The following is a 21,074-nucleotide window of genomic DNA, read 5'->3' as shown; positions in this document are numbered from 1 at the left end:
ATCCACTGGGCCGGACCGGCCGTACGCCCGAGATCAGGAGCCCTCACCCTTGACCACCGCGCCCGCCTACCGCCAGCCCGGAACCGTCCTCTTCGACCACCGGTTCGCCGTGCCGCTCGACCACGCCCGCCCCGACGGCGAGCGGATCGAGCTCTACGCGCGCGAGGTCGTCGCCGCGGGACGCGCGGCCGAGCGGGAGCGACTGCCCTGGCTGCTCTATCTGGAGGGCGGGCCCGGCTTCGGCGCCCGGCGGTTCGTCGGACAGCAGGCCTGGCTCGGGCGCGCCCTGCGCGACTTCCGGGTGCTCCTGCTCGACCAGCGCGGCACCGGCCTGTCCACCCCCGCCAACCGCCAGACCCTCCCGATGCGCGGCGGCCCCCGCGAACAGGCCGACTACCTCGCCCACTTCCGCGCCGACTCCATCGTCAAGGACTGCGAGCTGGTCCGCCGCGAGCTCACCGGCGGCGCGCCCTGGACCGTCCTGGGCCAGAGCTTCGGCGGCTTCTGCGCCACCCACTACCTCTGCACCGCGCCCGAGGGCCTCGACGCCGTCCTGATCACGGGCGGACTGCCCTCCCTCGACGCGCACGCGGACGACGTCTACCGCGCCGCCTTCCCGCGCATCGAGCGCAAGAACGCCGCGTACTACGACCGCTATCCGCAGGACGTCGAGCGGGTGCGCCGTGTCACCGAGCGCCTCGCCTCCGAACGCACGGTCCTGACCAGCGGTTACGTGCTGACCCCGGCGGCCTTCCAGTCCCTCGGCCTGCTCCTCGGCGGTGGCGACGGCGCCCACCAGCTGCACTACCTCATCGAAGACGCCTTCGTCCGCACGGCGGGCGGCCCCGCGCTCTCGGACGCCTTCCAGGAGGGTGTGCACGCGGCCCTCTCCTACGCCGGTCACCCCCTCTACGCCGTGCTGCACGAGGCGATCTACGCCCAGGACGCCCGCCCCACCGCCTGGTCCGCCGACCGGGTGCGCGGCGAGTTCCCCCAGTTCTCCGCCGAGAAGGCGCTCGCCGGGGACGGCCCCGTCCTGTTCACCGGCGAATCCGTGCACCCCTGGCACTTCGAGACCGACCCGGCGCTGCGCCGGCTGCGCGAGACCGCCGACCTGCTGGCCGCCCGCACCGACTGGACGCCGCTGTACGACCCGGCCGCGCTCGCCGCCAACGAGGTGCCGGTGGCGGCCGCCGTCTACCACGACGACATGTACGTCGACACCGCGCACTCGCTGGCCACCGCCCGCGCGGTACGCGGACTGCGCACCTGGGTCACCGACGAGTACGAGCACGACGGCGTGCGGGCGGGCGGCGAGCGCGTCCTGGACCGCCTCCTCGCCCTCGTACGGGGCGAGGCATGACCGCGACCGGCGATACGTGGCGCCGCCCCACCCGTCCGGCCTCGTAAGCTGCGGCCATGACAGAGCAGTTGGAGCAGTTGGAAGAGATGCCCGACGACTGGCAGCGCGCCCTCGCCGTCGTCGCCCACCCGGACGACCTGGAGTACGGGTGCGCCGCCGCGATCGCCGGATGGACCGACGCGGGCCGCGAGGTCACGTATCTGCTCGCCAGCCGGGGCGAGGCGGGCATCGACGGCATCGAGCCCGCCAAGTGCGGGCCGCTGCGCGAGCAGGAGCAGCGCGCGAGCGCGGCCGTCGTGGGCGTCTCGGCGGTGGAGTTCCTCGACCACCGGGACGGGGTGATCGAGTACGGGACCGGGCTGCGCCGGGACATCGCGGCCGCCATCCGCCGCCACCGCCCCGAACTGGTCATCACGCTCAACCACCGGGACACCTGGGGCGGCGTCGTCTGGAACACCCCCGACCACCGGGCCGTCGGCCGGGCCACGCTCGACGCCGCCGGGGACGCCGGCAACCGCTGGATCTTCCCCGAGCTCGTCGAGCAGGGCCTGGAGCCCTGGAACGGGGTGCGGTGGGTGGCCGTGGCGGGCTCCGACTCGCCGACCCACGCGGTCGACGCCAGCGCCGGGCTGGAACGGTCGGTGGACTCGCTGATGGAGCACCGCAGTTACATCGAGGGCCTCACGGACGAGGAGCCCGAGCTGTACTGCCGCACCTTCCTGACCGCCAACGCCGAACGCGCCGCGGCCCGCTTCGGCGGCCGCCCGGCGGTGCCGTTCGAGCTGTTCCCCCGGTAGGGGAGGAGCCGAGGGGCCGAGCGGGACGGCTTCCCGCTCGGGCCCGGCCGCCGGTATTCTGACGTACCGTCAGGTCAGTTCCGTCGTCGTGGAGATGGGGCCAGCGGTGATCGACACCCTCGACCGGGAGGTGCGCGACGGCGAGGAACGGATGCGCCTGGAGGTCACCGCGCACGGCCTCGGCGTGCTCACCCTCTGCCGCCCCGAGAAGCTGAACGGCTGGAGCTGGGAGTCCAGCCGCCAGCTCGGCCTCCTCGCCGACCGGATCCGCTTCGACGACGCGATCCGAAGCGTCCTGCTGCGCGCCGAGGGCCGGGCCTTCTGCGCCGGGATCGACGTCACCGCCCCCGGCGGCGCCCTCACCGGCCGCTCCCCGGCCGAGCGCACCCACCGCTACTACGAGGGCATCCGCTGGGCCCACGAGCGCTTCGCCGCGTTCGCCCGGCTCCCGCAGCCCGTGGTCGCCGCCGTCCAGGGCTACTGCCTCGGGTTCGGCTTCGAGCTCGCCCTGATGGCCGACATCAGGATCGCCGCGCGCGACGCGGTCTTCGCGCTCCCCGAGACGGGGATCGGCGTCGCCGTGGACGCCGGCGGCGATCTGCGGATCGCCCGGGACGCGGGCGCGGGCTGGGCCAAGCTCCTGGCGCTCACCGGCCGCCGGATCGACGCGCCCACCGCCGAGCGCCTGGGGCTGGTCCAACAGGTGGTGTCCGTGGACGAGTTGGAGGAGCGGGCGCGGGAGCTGGCCGACGAGATCGCGGCCAATGCCCCGCTCGCCGTGCGGGCGGTCAAGCGGAACATCGACGCGTTCGCCGACGCCGGGCTGGCCGAGGCACTCGACCGTACGGCGCTGGCCGCCGCGCTCACCCTCACCTCCGAGGACGCCCGCGAGGGCTACACGGCCAAGGCGGCCCGGCGCCCGCCGACGTTCGACGGCGCGTGAGGCAGGCTCCTAACCCTGGAACGGCCCCCGCCCCAGCTGCTCCCGTACGGGCGTCACCGGCGCGGCGACCACCGTGCGGCGCTGCCAGTTGGCGCCGTCGACCACCAGGGTGTGGCCGCTGATGAAACGGGCGTACGGGGAGGCCAGGAAGGTGGCCGCCCAGCCGAGCTCACGGGGCACGCCGACCCGTGACGCGGGCTGGCGGGCGTCGAGTTCGCCGCGCGCCGCCGCCTCGTCGAGGCCCGACCGGATGGCCTGCGGCATGTCGGGATGCGGGAAGAGGCCCGGTACCAGCCCGTTGACCTGGATGCCGTACGGGCCCCACTCCACCGCCAGCGTCTCCACCAGATTGCGCACTCCAGCCTTCGCCGCCGCCGAAGGCGCGAAGCCGGGCCCGCCTGTCCACGCGTACGAGGCTCCCACGTTGATCACCGATCCGGGCGTCCCGGCCGCGAGGTGGCGGCGGCCGAACTCGCGGGTCGTGAACCAGGTGCCGGTCAGCGTGATGTCGACGACGGCCCGCCAGGCGTTGGGCGACAAGTCCTCGGCCGGGCAGGGGAAGTTGGCGGCGGCACTGTTGACCAGCACGCCGGGCAGCCCGACCTCCCGTACCGCCCGGTCGAAGGCCGCACCCACCGCCTCCGGCTCGCGGACGTCGCACACCGCGACGACCACGCGGCCGCCCAGCCCCACCAGCTCCTCCCGGGCCGCCTCCAGCCGCTCCTTCCCGCGCCCCACGATCACCAAGTCGGCCCCCAGGCGGGCGAATTCGGCGGCCATCGCCTTGCCCAGACCGGAGCCGCCGCCGGTCACCAGGACGGCGGTCCCGTCGTACGTCCCCGGCGGCAGCGCGTGGGCGCCGGGTGGGGGAGGGGCGGGCAGCCCGGGGAGCGGGGCGGGGGGCGCGGTGTCGTCCGTCATGGCCGCATCCCTACCGGCAACTCCCTCAACACTCCAGGGCCGCGCAGAGGTCGCCGGGTTGCGGCCTTCCCTGTGCGGGGCAGCCGAGTTGACGTCAAAATCCCTCTGTGGCACTGACTGAGGACGCATCGGAGATCGCGGCCGTCTGGGACCAGCAGAACGTGTGGTCGCGCAGCGCGGACCGGCTGAAGAAGGCCGTGGAGGGGGCGCGGAGCAGAGCGCTGCTGCTCACGCTCCTCGCCGCGGTGTTCGGCACCGGGGCCGCCCAGGCCATGGGCCACAGCGAGGTCGCCGGCAAGGCGCTCGCCTTCGCCGCGGCCCTGGCCGCCGGGGCGGCGCCGCTGTTCGCCCAGCGCGGCGGGGCGGCCCGGCTCAGCGACTGGATCCGGGTGCGGGCGGTGTCGGAGGCGCTGAAGGCCGAGGTGTACACCTGCCTGGCGCGGGTCGGGCCCTACCGCGAGCCGGAGGGCGCGGGGCGGCTGCTGGCCGAGCGCGGGCGTGCCTACCGCGCGGACGGCGGCGACCTGGTCCGGTACACCGCCGGGATCACCGCGTCGGCGAGACCGCTGCCGCCGGTCACCGACCTCGACTCCTACGTCGAGCACCGGCTGCGGCGCCAGATCGAGACGTACTACCGGCCCAAGGCCGAGTGGATGCGCGGCAAGGTCGCCCTGGCGGGCCGGGTGGAGCTGGCCCTCGGCGCGCTGGCCGCCCTGCTGGCGGCGGCCGCCGGGGTGTTCTCGGCCGGCGGACTCGCCGCGTGGGTGCCGGTGGTGGCGTCGGTGTCGGTCGCGCTGACCGCCCACGCCATCGCCCAGCGGTACGCGTACCAGCAGCTCGAATTCATGCGCACCGCCGAGGAGCTGGAGCGGCTGCTCCACCGCTGGCGGCACGCGCCCGGGTCGGTGGAGACTCCCGAGGCGGCCGAGGCGTTCGTCGCCGAGTGCGAGCACGTCATCTCGATCCAGAACGAGGCGTGGATGATCCGCTGGACGGTGGGCTGATGAACAGTGCATCCGAGCCGGTGCCGGACGAGGCGTTCGAGAGACGGTATCTGGAGTTCGTGGCCCGTCGGTACGACCGGGTCGAGGTCCTCGGCATCGGTGTGCCCTCGGCGCAGCCGAAGGGCGGCTGGCCGCTGCGCGACCTGGTCATGGATCTGCGGGCGTTCTCCGCCGCCGGGGATTCCATGCCGGTCAGCGTGGGCACCGCGCTGGCCGGGAACCGGCGGACGCTCCTGCGCGGAGCGGCGGGCTCCGGGAAGACGACGCTGCTGTGGCACGTGGCCGTCTCGGCCGCGCGGGGCCAGCTGGAAGGCGGCGACCATCTCCACGACCACCTCCCCTTCGTCCTGCCGGTGAGGAGCCTCGGCCGGGGCGACGTCCTGCCCCGACCGTCCGAGTTCCTCGCCGCCACGGGGGTGCCGATCGCTGGCGAACAGCCGGTGGGCTGGGCCGAGCGCGTGCTGGCGTCCGGCCGGGCCCTCGTACTCGTCGACGGCGTCGACGAGGTGGACGAAGCCGAACGGGGCAGGATCCACTCCTGGCTGGGCGAGCTGCTCACCGCGTATCCGGACTGTTCGTACGTGGTGACGTCACGGGTCCAGGCCGTGCCCGAATCGTGGCTGGACGCCTGGGAGTTCACACCGTTGGACCTGGGTCCGCTGGGCCCCGAGGAAGCCCGTGAGCTCATCACCCGCTGGTACGCCGTCGCTGCGGCGGGCACCGAAGGGCGGGCGGAGCGGCTCTTCGAGGAGAGGCGGGACGCGCTGCTTGCCGCCGTCGTCGAACGGCCGGACCTGCGGGAACTGGCGAGCAGCCCGCTGCTGTGCTCGCTGCTGTGCTTCGTCCACGAGCAGCGGCGCGGCCTGCTGCCCCACAGCCGGTTGCAGCTCTACGACGTGGTGCTCGACATGATGCTGTCACGGCGCGACGTCGAGCGGGAGATCCCGGTGCCCGGAGCGGCGGCCGAGCTCGGGCGGGAGGAAAAGACCGCGCTGTTGCAGCGGCTGGCCTACTGGATGCACACCAACGGCCGCACCGAGGCCGAGCGGGACCGGGCGGTGGCGCTGTTCGCCGGGCTGCTGCCGGCGCTTCCCGCCGCCGCCGAGCGGTGGACGCCCGACGCGCTCCTGGTCCACCTGCTGGAACGCAGCGGCCTGCTCCAACTGCCCGCTCCTGGCTACCTCTCCTTCCAGCACCGGACCTTCCAGTCCCATCTCGCGGCGAAAGCCGCCGTCGAGCAGGGCGACTTCGGTCTCCTGGTGGCCCGGGCCCATGAACCGGCCTGGCAGGACGTCGTCCTCCTGGCGTGCGGCCACGCCCGGCGGCGCGAAGCCGGGGAGCTGCTCGAGGGCCTGCTGGACCGCGCGGAACGGGACGCCGACCACCGCGTACGGCTCCATCTGCTGGCCGGGGCGGCGCTCGGGTACACCGCCGAGGTCGATCCTTCCCTGCGCGAACGGATCGAGTTCCGGGTGGCCCGGATGATTCCGCCCCGGACGCCCGCCGAGTCGGACGCGCTCGCCGAAGTGGGCGAACTGGCGCTGGAGTTGATGCCCGGCCCGGAGAACCTGGAGCCCGACGGCCCGGAGGCGAAGATGGTGGTGCGCACCGCGCAGCGGATCGGGGGCGCCGCCGCCCACGAGCTGGTCCGCCGTTTCGTCGCGGCCCGCAGGGAACGCGCCGCCCGGGTGCTCCCGGCGCCCGCCCGCCCGGCCCCGGAGTCCGTCCGGGTCGAGTCGTGGTCCACCATGGCGCGCCGAGCGGGGGCCGGGCCCGGGTCCTTGGAGATCTCCGGGAGCGAGCTGCCCAGCGGCCTGGACCGCCTCGCCCACAGCGTCCACCACGTGGTCTGGCGCGGTGCCAGGTCCCCGAACGCCGCCCTGTCCCGGCTGCCGCTGCTGCGCACCCTGGTCATCGCGGACAGCCCGGCCCTGGAGGACCTCGACTGCCTCGTCGGGCTGCGCCGCTTGCGTACGGTACGGATCACCGCGTGCCCGGCCCTGCGCGACCTGACGGCGCTCGCGCGCACCGGGGTGGTGTTCCTGGACGTGGCGCCCAACCCCGGGCTCGCCGCGATGGCGGCACTCGCGCGCGCGGAGCGGCTACGCGTGCTCGGATTCCCATTGCCCGAAGGGGAGTTCGACCTGGAGGCGCTGCGCGCGGGCCTCCCGGGCGTGCAGCTCGTACCGCGTTCCGGCGTCCTCGGGTGAGGCGGCGCGCGGGCGTGCAGAATGACTTCCGGACGCACCGTCGAGGGAGGGCCGCGTGCTGCGGTACGACAAGGAGTTCGACCCCAGGGGCAGCGGCCCGGCCGTGGCCCCGGGGCGCTATGCCGCCGACGACGAGGTGTACGTCTTCGACGACGACCGGGTCGTCCTCGCGGTCAACGTCGCCCTCAAGACCGGCCGGCCGTTGCTGCTGTTCGGCCCGCCCGGCTCCGGCAAGTCCACCCTCGCCCCCAACGTGGCCAGGATCAAGGGCTGGGATTACCACGCGCACGTCGTCACGGCCCGTACCGAGCCGGAGGACCTGCTGTGGCGGTTCGACGCGCTGAAGCGGCTCAACGACGCGCAGGCGCAGCAGCTCGTCGACGACAAGGGGTACTACTACACCAAGGGCCCGCTGTGGCGGGCCTTCGAGGCCGCCGAAGGGGAGCGGTCGGTCGTCCTCATCGACGAGATCGACAAGGCGGATCCGGACCTGCCCAACAGCCTGCTGGGCCCGCTCGGTTCGCTGTCGTTCCCGGTGCCGTGGGACGACGAGCGCTCGGTCTCCGTACCGCCGGAGCGTGCGCCGTTCGTGGTGATCACGACCAACGACGAGCGGGAGCTGCCCCGCCCCTTCCTGCGCCGCTGCATCGTCTTCGAGCTCGGCTCCCCCTCCAAGCCCCATCTGCTGAAGGTCGCGGGCTCCCATCTCGGGGAGCGCTACGATCCGGAGCTCGCGGAGAAGGTCGCCCTCCACATCCTGGACGTCCGCAAAGGACTGGAGGAGCCGGGGGCCGGGCCCAGCACCGCCGAGTACCTGGACGCGCTCAAGGCCAGCCAGCAGCTCGGCGTGGTGCCGGGCACGCCGGAGTGGGCCGTTCTGGAGGCGGTGACCCTGCGCAAGCGGCGCGACACGGCGGAGCCGACCGCGTGAGCGGGCGCGGCGAGCTCTTCCTCGGCGATCTGGTGCGGGCCATGGCCGAGTTGAGGCCCGCGGACCTGGAGACCGCCGCCGCCATGGCCGCGCTGCTGGGGCAGGGCCGCCGCGCCCCCACCGCACTGGCGCCGAGCCATCCGGCCCGGGCCACCGGTCGCGGCACGGCGAGCGGCGCCGCGCGGGCGGTACGGCAGGGGGCGGTGTCCGGCGGGCCCCCGCGCAGCTCACCCGGCTCGGCGCCGCGGGCCGTCACGGCCGAGGGCGCGGCACGCGCGACCCCGCCGGAGCCCTCCGGGCCGCAACCGGAGGGGCTCCAACCGCGTGGCGAGGAGCGGGCGGTCCTGCTGACCGAACGGCCGGTGGACTTCTCGCTCACCGCGATCGGCGGACCCGCGCGGCGGACGGGCGCGGCGGACGGTGCCCTCGGCGCGGCTGACGGTACCGAGCTCCCGGAGCGCAGCACCACCGCCGTACCGCTCTCCCACGAGCCGCCCTGGAAGGCGGACTGGGCCCGGGGCATCATGTTCGCGGTGGTGGCCACCCCCGTGGCGAGCCGGGAGGTCGACCAGCGGGCGCTGCTGCGCGGCGTCGCGGGCCGCCAGGCGCTGCGCGCAGTACCGCGCCGGCGCCGCTTCAGCACCCGGCGAGGCGCGCAGCTCCTGCTCGACCACGGCCCGGGCATGGCGCCCTTCCGCGAGGACGGCGTGTGGCTGCGCGAACTGGTGGGCAGCGTCGCCGGACGCGACCGGGTCGAGGTGCTGAGGTTCCGGGGCGCGCCGGGACGCGGAGTGGTGCGCCAGGACCCGCTCACCCTCGACCCGTACCGGCCGCCGCCCCCCGGCACACCGGTGATCCTCTTCTCCGACCTCGGCCGGATGCGCCCGCCGTTCGCCGGCCCGGGCGTCGCGAGCGCGCAGGAGTGGCGGGACTTCGTCCAGGCCGTGACCCACTCCGGCTGCCCCGTCGTCTGTCTCACTCCGTACGAGAGCACCGACTATCCGGCCGCGCTGCGCAAGAAGGTGGCGTTCGTGCCCCTGGACCGGCGGGTCTCGCTACGCCACGCGCGCGAGGCGGCGGCGCGGGTGCGCGGCCCAGCGGAGTGCCCATGACGAGCCCCGTCGAGGCGCCCGCGGCACAGCTTCGCTCCCAGGCCGAACGCGCCATGGAGGAGTACATCCCGCAGCTCGCGCACAGCCGCCCCCATCTCGTCCGGCTCGCCGAGTGCCTCTCGCTCGCGGCAGGCGTCGAGCGGCCACTGCTGCGGCGGGCCCGGCTGCGCTTCCTGCCGCGCTCGGCGGCCGGCCTGGAGGCCGAGCTGTGGTTCTCCCCGCTGGTGGAGGCGGCCAGCGAGCACTCCCTGCTCCTCGACCCGGCCGCGGCCAGCGTCCTGCGCCGCCGACTGGCCCGCCGTCCCCGCCAGTTCGTGCAGGACGTACGGGACATGACGGTCGAGGCGCATCTGGGCGCGCAGCCGGTCGCCCGCTGGTTCGAGGACCTGCTGTGGGCGGATCTGTTCCCGGCCACCTCCACGCCCGAGCACATCGGCGAACAGCTGCGCCGTGTCCTGCGCGCGGTGACGGCCACCGGTCACGCGGGCGACGAGACCGGGCGCTGGGCCCTGCACTATGTGCCGCGCCTGCCCAGCGGGGTGCGGCGGTACGACGACGCCTGGCGGATCCAGGTGGCGTCCTGCGAACGCCTGGGCCTGGCGCCGCCGCAGGACGCCTTCGCGCGCCCGCCCGGCACGACGGCCTCGGCCCGCGCCCTGGTGCAGCGGGACCTGCCCGTCGGGGTGCTGGCCCGCTCCGACGGCGTGGTGCTCAGCCGCCCGCCGGTCGACGGGGCCCGCACGGTGACGGTCCCAGGGGTGCGTACGGCACGGGTCGAGGCGGCGAGTGTGCTGGCACCCCGGTCGGCGCCGGTGCTGCTGGAGCTGGCGGAAGGTCAGAGCGTGCATCTGCCCTTCGCCGTGGTGCAGCGGCTGTCGGCGAGCGGCGAGCCCTTGCTGGGCATCGCGCACGCCGGGGGCGCGCAGGAGGTGGCGGTCGCCTCGGGCGCGGTGGCGGAGGGGGTGCGGTACGCCGTACTGCTGGGGGACGGGACGATCGTGCTGCACGGCGACGACGGCGGGGAGAGGGGCCGGGTCCCCGGGGGCGCCACCGCGCGCGGGTCCCTCAGCCTGTCGACGGAGGGAGCGGCGCTGGCCTGGACCGAGGAGGGTGGGGCGATCACGTACGAGGTGGCCTCCGGGCAAAGGCAACTGCACGGCCCTGCTCGCCTCGTGCGGTTCCCGGCGGACCGTGGGGCGGGTCTCGTCCGGCTGAGCTTCGAGGACGGCGGGCTCCTGCTGCCCAGACGTCGGGTAGTACTCGATATCGGGCTGCACGAGGACCGCCCGGTAAGGGCGCTGTGGCTGTCCGCCGACGAGGAGTGGATGGTGCTCGTCAAGGAATCGGGCGAGCTGTGGACGTACGGCCCCGGCCTGGAGGAATGGTCCTTGGACTCCAACGTCGTGGCTGTCGCCGGATCGCCCGACGGGGCGTTCCTCGTCTGGGCGCATGCGAGCGGCAAGGTCTACGAGCGGTTCAGCGGCGACACGGGCACGACATCGACGGATTACGGCACCACGCCCTGGCAGGTCACTTCCCTGGCCGTGAGCACGGACGGCCAACGGATCGCGGCCGTAGGAGGTGACTCCAGGCTGATGCTCTGGGAACGCGCGAGCGGATCGTCCGTCCCCCGTGAACTGCGCCTCGGCTTCTGCGCCGACCGCGTCTTCGCCCTCCCTGACGGTGAATGGGCCGTGTCCGGCACGGGCGGACCGGTCGAACTCACCATGGACGACGGCCGCCAGTACGTCATCACGCCGGACACCGAAGCGCTGTCCGACCCGGCGGACGTGCCCGCGTGGCTGCGGGGCGAGGTGATCGCGGAGGTGCGCGCGGGCCGGGACCCGGTCACCTTCGTCGGCCTGGCGGAGACGATGGCGTCGATCCGGGCGGCCGGGGTGACCTGCCTGGCCATCGGACCGATCACCCCGTTCGTCCGGCGGGACGTGGCCGGAATCCCGCGCGACGACGAGATCCCGGACTCCCTGGGCGACTTCGGAGGCTTCGTGTCGCTGCTCATGTCCGCCCACCACCACGGGGTACGGGTCATCGTGGACGTGGATCTGGCGGTCTCGCAGGGGGCGGACGCCACTGTTCCGGTCGGCTGGATCCTCGACTCGATGCGCCAGTGGCTGGACTACGACGCCGACGGGCTGCGCCTGCTCGACGGCCACGGGCTCCCGGTGGACGTCCTCACCGAGGTGCGCCACCTGTTGGAGGGCTACGAGGACCGGGTGCTGATCGGGATGCGGACCACCGAGCCGCCCAGCACGGCGGTCGCCGACTTCGGCGGCACCGAACCGAACGGCGCCGCCTGCCATGTCGTGGTGCCGGATGTGCTCGGGGGCTTCGGCACGGGAGTCTCGTACAGCGCTGGGCTCGAGACCGCCCTCGTGGGCGGCCCGCAGCCGCTCATGGCCACGGCGCGGCCCGAACCGCAGTGGGGCCATGTACTGTCCGACGGCCTCGGACCGGAACAGCAGGCCTGGGCGCTGCGCATCCTGCTCTGTCTGCCGGGCTGCCCCGTCGTTCCCCTGTCGCTTCTGCTGAGCCAGGATCCGGAGGTGGCGGCGATGCTGGAGCTGCGCAGGGAACACCTCGCCCTGTCCCGGGGCGACGTCGATCAACAGGACCTCCTCCCGGCGGATTTGCTCACCCTCGTACGGCGCCATGGCGACGAGACCGTGCTGTGCGTCGCCAACCTCGGGACGGTCCGGGTGTCTGCCCACGTCCACCCGCGCGACCTGCGCGGCCTGGGCGAGGCACGGCTGGTGGACCTCCTCGACGGGACCGTGGTCCCGCGCTCCGACGACGGTTCCGCGAGCCTGTCCGTCGAGGGCGGGGCCGTCCGGTGGTACGCACTGCTGCCGATACCGCGCCCGCTCGGCCCGGGGGAGTAGCGGCCATGGCACCTCCGCGCATCTTCCTCAGCCACAGCTCGCAGTGCACCCCCGAGGCCGGGTGCGACTGCCGTGACTACCTGCACGCACTCCGCGCACACCTGGAGGACCTGGGCTGCGAACCGGTCCTGGACAGCGGCTTCCTGAACGGCGGCGACGTCTGGTACGGCAAGGTGCTGACCGAGCTCAAGAAGTGCCACGGCATGATCATCCTGCTGTCGCCGCACGCGCTCGACTCGTACTACGTGATGGTCGAGGCGATCGTCGCCGACGCCGAACGGGCCGCGACCGGCGATGCCTTCGTGGTGCTGCCCGTGACACTGCCCGGAGTGCGTCGGCGCCAGCTTCCGGACAGCCGGTGGCTGGGGAAGCTGAACCTCGGGCGCTTCGACATGGCGGACTGGCAGAAGCGGTACGGGCCCGGCAAGCCCCCGGCGAAGATCGCCAGGGCGTTGCGGCCCCTGATCGAGCGCCAGGGCTCCCTGCCGTATCCGGAGGTCACCGACTTCCTGGTGGACCGCATCTCCGACCTCTCGGACGCGGCCCTCGAGCACACGGCGGAGATCCTGGGCGTCGCCACCTTCGCCTACGCCCGCAGCCACTCGCGCTACGCGGTGGCCCAGGGGCTGCTGGTGGAGCGGCCGGTCGAGCACGTCGGCGACAGCTGCGCGATGCGCAGGGCGGTCAAGCACCTCCTGCCCAAGGTGCGCAGCCGCGACCACCGGCAGGAGATCGTCGATCTGGTGGTGCCGTTCGCGCGGGTGCCCAAGGAGGGCGCCGATCAGCTCCGGCTGATGGGGAAGGCGGCGGGCGACCGGGTGGCGCTGCTGGAGTCGACGCTCAAGGAGACCGCGGACATGTACGTCCGCAGAGCGAGCGAGGCCCCGGACTCGTGGCTCGTCGGCAAGCCCGCTCCCCGGCACGACGCGGTGGACTTCGTGGAGGGCGTGATCGCCGAGGTGCGGGGCTGTGTGCTGGACGCGATCGGGTTCGGGATGGATCACGACGACGACACCCTGCGGCGGCTGCTCGCGCGCCACGAGGCAGAGTCGGGGCCATTCACCATCGTGCTGTACCAGCCGCCGGACACCGAGCTGCTCGACCGTCTGCTCCTTGCCTTCCCCCGGCTGCTGTTCGTCTTCGCCCACGAGCAGGCGGCCGTCGCCCGGCGGCGGAAGGGGTCCGTACGGCTCGCGGGGCTGACCCCGGGGCAGGAGCAGGACATGGTGATCACGCACTGGGAGTTCCGGAGGCTGGCCGCCGCCGGGCAGTAGCGGACGCGCGGAGCCGCAGGCCGGATTGACAATCCGCTTTGCCGATTCTGCAATGGGCGGATGGACGACGAACGCGCGCTCGACGACGTACTGACCGAGGTCGGCCCCCGGCTCCGCAGGATCCGCAAGGAGCGCGGGGCCACGCTCGGGGACCTGTCGGCGGCGACCGGGATCTCCGTCTCCACGCTCTCCCGTCTGGAGTCCGGGAACCGCCGCCCCAGCCTGGAGCTGCTGCTGCCGATCGCCCGCGCCCATCAGGTGCCGCTCGACGACCTGGTGGGCGCCCCGCCCGTCGGGGACCCCCGGGTGCGGGCCAAGCCGATCGTGCGCGGCGGCAAGACCATGGTCCCGCTCACCCGCCAGCCGGGCGGCCTCCAGGCGTACAAGGTGGTCGACCGGGGGACGGGTGGCACGCCCGAGCCGCGCGTCCACGAGGGCTACGAGTGGCTGTACGTCCTGGCGGGGCGCCTGCGGCTGGTGCTCGCCGGGAACGACGTGGTGCTGGGGGCGGGGGAGGCGGCCGAGTTCGACACCCGGCTGCCGCACTGGTTCGGCCCCGCCGGGGACGCGCCGGTGGAGTTCCTGAGCCTGTTCGGGCCGCAAGGGGAGCGGATGCATGTACGGGCGCGGCCGCGGGGCGCGAGCGCGTAAGCCACCGCGGGGTCGTGACCCGTCGAGAACGCGCCAGCTGTTCCCTCACCGGCAAGCGACCGCTTAGTATGCGAGCGCAAGGGTACGCAGCCGTACCGCCTACAGCGCGTGGAGGCCCCGAATGCAGGCATGGCGAGTGCACGAGAACGGCGAGCCGGGCGAGGTGATGCGGCTCGAAGAGGTCGAGCGCCCCACCCCGGGCCCGGGGCAGGTGCTGCTGAAGGTGCGCGCCGCGAACATCAACTTCCCGGACGCGCTGCTGTGCCGGGGCCAGTACCAGATCAAGCCGCCGCTGCCGTTCACGCCCGGTGTGGAGATCTGCGGGGAGACCGAGGACGGGCGGCGGGTCATCGCCAACCCCGTGCTGCCGTTCGGTGGGCTCGCCGACCATGTGATCGCAGACGAGCGCGCCCTGCTGCCCGCGCCCGACGCGCTCGACGACGCCGAGGCCGCCGCCCTGCACATCGGCTACCAGACCGGTGTGTTCGGGCTGCACCGCAGGGCCAACCTCCAGGCGGGCGAGACGCTGCTGGTGCACGCGGCCGCCGGAGGGGTCGGCAGCGCGGCCGTCCAGCTCGGCAAGGCGGCCGGGGCCAGGGTCATCGGTGTGGTCGGCGGGGCCGACAAGGCGGAGATCGCCCGGCAGTTGGGCTGCGACCTGGTCATCGACCGGCGCACCGAGGACATCGTGGCCGCCGTCAAGGACGCCACCGGCGGACGCGGCGCGGACGTGATCTACGACCCGGTCGGCGGCGACGCGTACGCCAAGTCCGCCAAGTGCGTCGCCTTCGAGGGCCGCATCCTCGTCGTCGGCTTCGCCAGCGGCAGCATCCCCGCCCCCGCCCTCAACCACGCGCTGGTGAAGAACTACTCCATCGTCGGTCTGCACTGGGGCCTGTACGCGCAGAAGGACCCCGCCTCCATCCTGCGCTGCCACGAGCAGCTCACCGAGCTCGCCGCCAAGGGCGCGGTCAAGCCGCTGATCAGTGAGCGCGTGCCGATGAAGGACGCGGCCGCCGCCGTCCAGCGGGTCGCCGACGGCACCACCACCGGCCGTGTCGTCGTGCTCCCGGACGGAGCCGGGCGATGAGCGAGCGGCAGCCCGACGCGGCCGAACTGCGGGCGCTGACCCAGGAGCTGCTCGCCGCGCACCCGCCCGCCACCACCGAGGCGCTCGACTTCCTCAAGGCCCGCTTCGACGCGGGGCTCGCCTGGGTGCACTACCCGGTGGGCCTGGGCGGGCTGGGGGCGCCGCGCTCGCTCCAGCCGGTCGTCGACGCGGAACTCGCGGCGGCGGGCGCGCCCGACAACGACCCGCGCCGGATCGGCATCGGACTCGGGATGGCCGCGCCGACCGTGCTCAAGTACGGCACCGAGGAGCAGAAGCGGCGGTTCCTGCGGCCGCTGTGGGTCGGCGAGGAGGTGTGGTGCCAGCTGTTCAGCGAGCCGGGCGCCGGGTCCGACCTCGCCGCGCTGGGCACCCGAGCCGTACGCGAGGGCGACACCTGGGTCGTCAACGGGCAGAAGGTGTGGACCTCCAGCGCGCATCTCGCCCGCTGGGCCATCCTGATCGCCCGCACCGACCCCGATCTGCCCAAGCACCAGGGCATCAGCTACTTCATCTGCGACATGAGCGACCCCGGTGTCGAGGTGCGTCCGCTGCGCCAGATCACCGGCGAGGCCGAGTTCAACGAGGTCTTCCTCACCGACGTCCGCATCCCCGACGCCCACCGCCTCGGCGCGGTCGGCGAGGGCTGGAAGGTCGCCCAGACCACGCTGATGAACGAGCGGGTCTCCATCGGTGGGATGCGGCTGCCCCGCGAGGGCGGCATGATCGGGTCCGTCGCGAAGACCTGGCGCGAGCGCCCCGAACTGCGCACCCACGACCTGCACCAGCGCCTGCTCACCCTCTGGGTGGAGGCCGAGGTCGCCCGCCTCACCGGCGAGCGGCTGCGCCAGCAGCTCGTCGCGGGCCAGCCCGGCCCCGAGGGCTCGGGCATGAAGCTCGCGTTCGCCCGGCTCAACCAGGAGATCAGCGGCCTGGAAGTCGAACTGCTCGGCCAGGAGGGGCTGCTGTACTCCGACTGGACGATGCGCCGGCCCGAGCTCGTCGACTTCACCGGCCGGGACGCCGGATACCGGTATCTGCGCTCGAAGGGCAACTCCATCGAGGGCGGCACCAGCGAGGTACTCCTGAACATCGTCGCCGAGCGCGTGCTCGGGCTGCCCGCCGAGCCGCGCAACGACAAGGACATCGCCTGGAAGGACCTGGCCCGATGACCGAGACCGCTCCCGACCTGCTGTACTCGGAGGCCGAGGAGGACCTCCGGGCCGCCGTGCGCTCCCTGCTCGCGGACCGCACCGATACCCCGGCCGCGCTCGCCCGCGCCGAGTCCGACACCCCGTACGATCCCCGGCTGTGGCAGGCGCTCGGCGCCGAGATGGGGCTCGCGGGACTCCTGGTGCCGGAGAAGCTGGGCGGTCAGGGCGCGGGGCACCGCGAGGCCGCCGTGGTCCTGGAGGAGATCGGCCGGAGCGTCGCCCCCGTCCCGTACCTCACCAGCTCCGTCATCGCCACCGAGACGCTGCTGGGACTGGACACCGAGGTCTCCGAAGTCGCCGCGCTGGTCGCGGAGTTGGCGTCCGGGCGCAGGACGGCGGCGCTCGCCGTGCCGTTCTCGCAGGGGCCCGACTCGCTGCGGCCGCGCGGCGGACTCGACGGGATCGTGCGGACCGTGGCCGACGCCGCCACCGCCGACGTGCTGCTCGTGCCGACCGGGCAGGGCCTCTACGTCGTCGAGGCGGCCGAGGCGGCCCTGGCTCCGCTCACCCCGCTCGACCTCACCCGGCCCCTGGCCGACGTCGTCCTCGACGGCGCGCGCGGCACGCTGCTGGCCGACGCGGACCACGGGCGGGCCGCTGTCCGGCGCGGACTGCTCGCCGGAGCCGGGCTGCTCGCCTCGGAGCAACTGGGCGTCGCCGAGTGGTGTCTGACCGAGACCGTCGCGTACACCCGGGACCGCAAGCAGTTCAACCGGCCGGTCGGCTCCTTCCAGGCGCTCAAGCACCGGATGGCGCAGCTGTGGCTGGAGGTCGTCTCCGCGCGGGCCGCCGCCCGCAACGCCGCCGACGCGCTGGCGACCGGGAGCCCGGACGCGTCGCTGGCGGTGGCGGTCGCGCAGGCGTACTGCTCGCGGGTCGCGGTGCACGCGGCCGAGGAGTGCGTCCAGTTGCACGGCGGCCTCGGGATGACCTGGGAGCACCCCGCGCACCTCTACCTCAAGCGGGCCAAGTCGGCGCAGAACGCGCTGGGTTCGGCCGGCGAGCACCGCGCGGCGGTCGCGGAGCTGGTGGGGCTGCCCGGACCTGCATAGTCCGCGTCGAGTGTCCCGTTTTTGACCACTCCTTTGCGTGCTGTTTAAATGGCGAGCTGTTGCAAGTAGTTCGCAATAACAGTCGATCTTCAATAAGGGGTGTGGGGCATGGTCGCCCGTTCGGGCCGCAGGGCGATACGAGGAGCGGGCGCCGCGGCGCTGGCCGGAGCACTGGCCCTCACCGCGGCCGCCTGCTCCACCCCCGGTGACGGCGGGGAGAGCGGCGCCAAGGACTCGGCGGTCGTCGGCATCGCCTACGAGCCCGAGACGCTCAGCCCGCTCCTCGGCTACGGCAAGGACGGCAACTCCAAGATCTTCGACGGGCTGCTGACCCTCGACGCGAAGATGGCGCTCAAGCCCGCGCTCGCCGTCGCCCTGCCCGAGGTCAGCGCCGACCGGCTGACCTACACGTACAAGCTCCGCAAGGGCGTGACGTTCAGCGACGGGAAGCCGTTCTCCGCCAAGGACGTGGTCTTCACCTACGCGACGATCCTCGACCCGAAGACCAACAACCCCTCCAAGGGCGAGCTCGACGCCGTCAAGGAGGTGCGCGCCGAGGGCGAGGACACGGTGGTCTTCACGCTCAAGTACCCCTACGCGCCCTTCGCGCAGCGCACCGTGCTGCCGATCGCGCCCGAGCACCTCGCGGGCAGGCAGGACGTCAACACCGGCGGCTTCGCCACCGCCCCCGTGGGCACCGGGCCCTACAAGCTGGTGAAGTGGTCCAAGAGCGAGAAGATCACGTTCGAGGCCAACCCCTCGTACTGGGGCGGCGCGCCCAAGGTGAAGAAGTTCACCATGGCGATCATCAAGGACGACGACGTGCGCGCCACCCGGCTGCGCTCCGGCGACCTCGACGGCGCGATCCTGCCGCCCAACCTCGCCCAGGGCTTCGAGAAGGACAAGCACAAGAAGACCTACACGGCGAAGACCTACGACTACCGCAACGTGACCCTGCCCACCGGCAACAAGGTCACCGGCGACCCGGCCGTGCGCCGCGCCCTCGACCTCGCCGTGGACCGCGAGGCGATGGTCGACAAGATCCTCGACGGCGCCGGCAAGCCCGCCTACGGACCGGTCCCCACCGGCAGCCCCTGGTTCGCCAAGGGCACCGAGCGGCGGCACGACCTGGCGGGCGCGAAGAAGATCCTCGACGAGGCGGGCTGGAAGCCGGGCGCCGACGGCATCCGCGAGAAGGACGGCGTCCGCGCCGCCTTCCCGCTCTGGTACCTCTCCGGCGACAAGCTCCGCCAGGACCACGCCCTCGCCTACGCCTCCGACGCCAAGAAGGCGGGCATCGCCATCACCACCCAGTCCGGCTCCTGGGAGGTCATCGAGCCGAAGATGAAGGACGAGGCGGTCCTCGCGGGCGGCGGCTCGCCCGCCGACCCCGACTTCGACCAGTACAACCTGCTCAAGTCCACCCTCGGCGGCGACGGCTTCAACAACATGGCGTGGTACGCCGACCCGGCCGTCGACAAGGCGCTCGAAGAAGGCCGCCGCAGCGGTGACACGGCCGTGCGCAAGGCCGCGTACGACACGATCCAGCGCGAGCTGGTGAAGAACCCCGGCTACACCTTCCTCACTCACATCGACCACCTCTACGTCGTCTCCGACCGCTGGGAGGGCCTCTCCACCCAGACCGAGCCGCACGACCACGGACTCGCCTCCGGCCCCTGGTGGAACGTCGAGACCTGGGCGCCGAAGAAGTGAGCCGCCGCCTCCCCTGGGGGCCGATGGCACGGATGGCGGGGCGGCGGACCCTGTTCGCCGCCCCCGTCCTGCTCGTGGTGACCTTCGGCGTCTTCGCCGTGGCCGCGGCCTCCCCCTTCGACCCGGTCAAGGCGTACGCGGGCACCGCGGGCCTGACCGCCTCGCAGGACGACCTCGACCAGCTGCGCGCCAACCTCGGCGTCGACCAGCCCCTGGTCACCCGCTGGTGGGACTGGCTGACCGCCGCCCTCACCGGCGACCTCGGCGACTCCAGCGTCCTGCGCCAGCCCGTCGCCGACGTCATCGGCGAACGGCTCGGCTGGTCGGTGCTGCTCGCCGCCACCGCCTTCCTCATCGCCGTCGTCCTCGGCACCGGCCTCGGCGTGTTCGCCGCCCGCCGCCCGGGCGGCTGGCTCGACCGGTGCGTCAGCTCGCTCGCGTACACCCTGGAAGCCGCGCCCGCCTTCTGGCTCGGGCTGCTGGCGATCTGGCTCTTCGCGCTCGAGCTCGACGTGCTGCCCGCCGGAGGACTGACCGACACGGCGAGCGACACCGTCACCTTCGGCCAGGTGGCGAGCCACCTCGTGCTGCCAGCCGCCGTCCTCGGCGTCTCCCAACTGCCCTGGTTCTACCTGTACGTACGCCAGGGCGTCGGCGACGCCCTGGAGGAGGACCCGGTACGCGGGGCCCGCGCGCGGGGGCTGAGCGAGCGGACCGTCCTGCTCGGCCACGCCCTGCGCTCGGGCATGCTGCCGATGCTCACCCTCGTCGGCTCGCGGGTGCCCGAACTCATCACCGGCGCGCTGCTCGTCGAGACCGTCTTCAGCTGGCCGGGCATCGCCGCCGCCACCGTGCAGGCCGCGACCTCGGTGGACTTCCCGCTGCTCGCCGCGCTGACCGTGCTCGCCACCGCCGCCGTGCTGCTCGGCAACCTGCTGTCCGACCTGCTCTACGGCATCGCCGACCCGAGAGTGGGCTTCGATGGCTGACCCGTTGGACACCGTGTGGCGTTCGCACGGGCGCACCCGCCGCTCCACCCGCACCCTGCGGGTGCGCGCCTGCGCCGTGATCCTGGCGGCGGCCGTCCTCGCCGTCCTGCTCGTACCGCCGCTGGCCCAGCTCGACCAGCAGGCCGTCGACCTCTCGCACAAGCTCCTGCCGCCGTCCTGGGAGCACCCGTTCGGCACCGACGACGTCGGCCGCGACCTGCTGCTGCGCTGTGTCTACGGCCTGCGCGTCTCCCTGCTCGTCGGGGTCGTGGCCGCGCTCACCGCCACCGTCGTCGGCACGGTGGTGGGCGCCGCGGCCGCCGCGCTGGGCGGCTGGACGGACCGGCTGGTGATGCGGCTCGTGGACGTGTTCTCCTCGGTGCCCCATCTGCTCCTCGGCATCTTCGTGGTCGCGATGTTCCGCCCCGGCGTATGGCCGGTGATCGCCTCGGTCGCGGTCACGCACTGGCTGTCCACGGCCCGGATCGTGCGCGCCGAGGTGCTCTCGCTGCGCTCCCGCCCCTATATCGACGCGGCGGTCTCCGGCGGCTCCTCCCGGCTGCGGGTGGCCCTGCGCCATCTGCTGCCGGCCGTGCTGCCGCGCGCCGGGCTCGCGGCGGTGCTGATGGTGCCGCACGCCATGTGGCACGAGTCCGCGCTCTCCTTCCTGGGCCTGGGCCTGCCCAGCCACCAGGCCAGCCTCGGCAACCTCGTCCAGTCCGCCCGCGGCTCGCTGCTCGCCGGGCACTGGTGGCCGACGCTCTTCCCCGGGCTGCTGCTCATCGTCCCGACCCTCGCCGTCGCGGGCCTGGCCGGAGCCTGGCGCGAACGCCTCGACCCGCGCCGCCGATCGGAGCTGATGCTGTGACCACGGTCCTGTCGGTGCGCGATC

At 73.6% G+C, this 21,074-nt stretch carries 17 protein-coding genes; 16 read left to right on the top strand and 1 reads right to left on the bottom strand.

Translation table 11 applies throughout. The annotated features are described in order from the left end of the window. The first annotated feature begins 49 nt into the window (after nt 1-49). From ABD236_RS14365 to ABD236_RS14355, 3 genes are all read left to right on the top strand, one after another. On the top strand, nt 50-1,363 hold the full coding sequence (locus ABD236_RS14365; protein WP_344074008.1) for an alpha/beta fold hydrolase: 1,314 nt from the start codon (nt 50-52) through the stop codon (nt 1,361-1,363). A gap of 56 nt (nt 1,364-1,419) precedes the next feature. Continuing rightward, a complete protein-coding gene (locus ABD236_RS14360; RefSeq protein ID WP_344074007.1) occupies nt 1,420-2,160 on the top strand; it encodes a PIG-L deacetylase family protein in 741 nt (246 codons plus the stop codon). Nucleotides 2,161-2,266: 106 nt separating this feature from the next. After that, nucleotides 2,267-3,103 (top strand): enoyl-CoA hydratase/isomerase family protein, encoded by an 837-nt coding sequence (locus tag ABD236_RS14355; protein WP_344074006.1) that lies wholly within the window; start codon nt 2,267-2,269, stop codon nt 3,101-3,103. Nucleotides 3,104-3,112: 9 nt separating this feature from the next. On the opposite strand, the gene ABD236_RS14350 is transcribed toward ABD236_RS14355, so the two are convergent. After that, a complete protein-coding gene (locus ABD236_RS14350; RefSeq protein WP_344074005.1) occupies nt 3,113-4,024 on the bottom strand; it encodes an SDR family oxidoreductase in 912 nt (303 codons plus the stop codon). A 107-nt stretch (nt 4,025-4,131) separates the two neighbouring features. Between ABD236_RS14350 and ABD236_RS14345 the strand changes: the two genes are divergently transcribed. From ABD236_RS14345 to ABD236_RS14285, 13 genes are all read left to right on the top strand, one after another. Then, nucleotides 4,132-5,028, top strand: coding sequence for a DUF4231 domain-containing protein (locus ABD236_RS14345; protein ID WP_344074004.1), 897 nt, complete (start codon nt 4,132-4,134; stop codon nt 5,026-5,028). Continuing rightward, nucleotides 5,028-7,238, top strand: a complete 2,211-nt coding sequence (locus ABD236_RS14340) for an NACHT domain-containing protein (RefSeq protein WP_344074003.1) — start codon at nt 5,028-5,030, stop codon at nt 7,236-7,238. The genes ABD236_RS14345 and ABD236_RS14340 overlap by 1 nt, the downstream gene beginning before the upstream one ends. A gap of 55 nt (nt 7,239-7,293) precedes the next feature. Further along, on the top strand, nt 7,294-8,169 hold the full coding sequence (locus ABD236_RS14335) for an AAA family ATPase (protein ID WP_344074002.1): 876 nt from the start codon (nt 7,294-7,296) through the stop codon (nt 8,167-8,169). Further along, nucleotides 8,166-9,281, top strand: a complete 1,116-nt coding sequence (locus tag ABD236_RS14330) for a serine/threonine-protein kinase (RefSeq protein ID WP_344074001.1) — start codon at nt 8,166-8,168, stop codon at nt 9,279-9,281. Before ABD236_RS14335 ends, ABD236_RS14330 begins: the two co-directional genes overlap by 4 nt. After that, the gene (locus ABD236_RS14325) at nt 9,278-12,181 is read left to right on the top strand and encodes a hypothetical protein (RefSeq protein WP_344074000.1); all 2,904 of its coding nucleotides are present in this window, start codon (nt 9,278-9,280) and stop codon (nt 12,179-12,181) included. The genes ABD236_RS14330 and ABD236_RS14325 overlap by 4 nt, the downstream gene beginning before the upstream one ends. A 5-nt stretch (nt 12,182-12,186) precedes the next feature. Next, nucleotides 12,187-13,455 (top strand): toll/interleukin-1 receptor domain-containing protein, encoded by a 1,269-nt coding sequence (locus ABD236_RS14320; RefSeq protein WP_344073999.1) that lies wholly within the window; start codon nt 12,187-12,189, stop codon nt 13,453-13,455. A 60-nt stretch (nt 13,456-13,515) separates the two neighbouring features. Then, nucleotides 13,516-14,106, top strand: coding sequence for a helix-turn-helix domain-containing protein (locus ABD236_RS14315; protein WP_344073997.1), 591 nt, complete (start codon nt 13,516-13,518; stop codon nt 14,104-14,106). Nucleotides 14,107-14,227: 121 nt separating this feature from the next. Beyond that, complete coding sequence (locus ABD236_RS14310; protein ID WP_344073996.1) at nt 14,228-15,196, top strand: NADPH:quinone oxidoreductase family protein; 969 nt, start codon at nt 14,228-14,230, stop codon at nt 15,194-15,196. Continuing rightward, nucleotides 15,193-16,386, top strand: coding sequence for an acyl-CoA dehydrogenase family protein (locus tag ABD236_RS14305; protein ID WP_344073995.1), 1,194 nt, complete (start codon nt 15,193-15,195; stop codon nt 16,384-16,386). The genes ABD236_RS14310 and ABD236_RS14305 overlap by 4 nt, the downstream gene beginning before the upstream one ends. Then, a complete protein-coding gene (locus ABD236_RS14300; protein WP_344073994.1) occupies nt 16,383-17,480 on the top strand; it encodes an acyl-CoA dehydrogenase family protein in 1,098 nt (365 codons plus the stop codon). The genes ABD236_RS14305 and ABD236_RS14300 overlap by 4 nt, the downstream gene beginning before the upstream one ends. 108 nt (nt 17,481-17,588) lie before the next feature. Then, a complete protein-coding gene (locus ABD236_RS14295; RefSeq protein ID WP_344073993.1) occupies nt 17,589-19,193 on the top strand; it encodes an ABC transporter substrate-binding protein in 1,605 nt (534 codons plus the stop codon). 23 nt (nt 19,194-19,216) lie between these two features. After that, nucleotides 19,217-20,182, top strand: coding sequence for an ABC transporter permease (locus ABD236_RS14290; RefSeq protein ID WP_344073992.1), 966 nt, complete (start codon nt 19,217-19,219; stop codon nt 20,180-20,182). Then, complete coding sequence (locus tag ABD236_RS14285) at nt 20,175-21,050, top strand: ABC transporter permease (protein ID WP_344073991.1); 876 nt, start codon at nt 20,175-20,177, stop codon at nt 21,048-21,050. The genes ABD236_RS14290 and ABD236_RS14285 overlap by 8 nt, the downstream gene beginning before the upstream one ends. Nucleotides 21,051-21,074: the final 24 nt, after the last annotated feature.

This window comes from Streptomyces crystallinus (assembly GCF_039521265.1).
GTDB classification, from domain to species: domain Bacteria; phylum Actinomycetota; class Actinomycetes; order Streptomycetales; family Streptomycetaceae; genus Streptomyces; species Streptomyces crystallinus.
The sequence above is the reverse complement of the archived record's forward strand: the minus strand, read 5'-3'. Positions and strand labels throughout refer to the sequence as shown.